We start from the raw sequence: 712 nt of genomic DNA on the forward strand, positions 1-712 counted from the left end.
GGCTTGTTCCCGATTACACAAATAAAAGCATATTATTTATTAACTTTTAAATAATTACACCTATAATTATAACAATTAATATATATGCCTTATCATTATATTAAACTTAAGATAATTGAGATAAAGAGTATTGTCGTTAATATAAATTGAGTCCATTGGATAAACTTGACTCATGTTATGTCTTGCGTAGAAGGATCTAAACACACTTAACTTCGAACTTTCATTAACACATTAATTTTGTCCGACTAAATGAGCGATTTTTGATAGAAAAATATCTTTACTTGTTTAAAAAATTACTCAATTTGATAACAAACGATTGAGTAAGTAAGTACCCTCAAAAAGCAACGATTATCTTATTATGCGGCGAATTTAGTACTTTAACATTAAAAGGAAATAATTATGCACCCTAGATTTTTTACATCATGCACTCCCCGTCTTCCGGAAAGATTTCCAGAAAAATGCCCCCCAAAAGTTTTGCATTCATGGTTTGATAATGGCGCAAAAAAATTTAATGAGGAATTTGCACGCTGGAAAGAGCTCGGGCGTGAAAATGATTTCAATAATCAGTTTATAAGTTCATATATAAATAATAATATCAGCACCTACCAGAATATATCAAATGGTTTACATAATAATATTAATACAATACATGATTTATTAATTGAAAACACATCAAGAATGCCGCTTTCGGAAAGTTTAGACACATTATTAG

1 pseudogene is annotated in these 712 nt (G+C 29.1%); it reads left to right on the plus strand.

Annotated elements, in window-relative coordinates:
• Positions 1-399: 399 nt before the first annotated feature.
• Positions 400-712, plus strand: a pseudogene (locus tag HEN33_RS25290) (hypothetical protein); the annotation flags it as partial.

The sequence above is a fragment of the Escherichia sp. 94.0001 genome (genome assembly GCF_013369155.2).
Taxonomy (GTDB): domain Bacteria; phylum Pseudomonadota; class Gammaproteobacteria; order Enterobacterales; family Enterobacteriaceae; genus Escherichia; species Escherichia coli_F.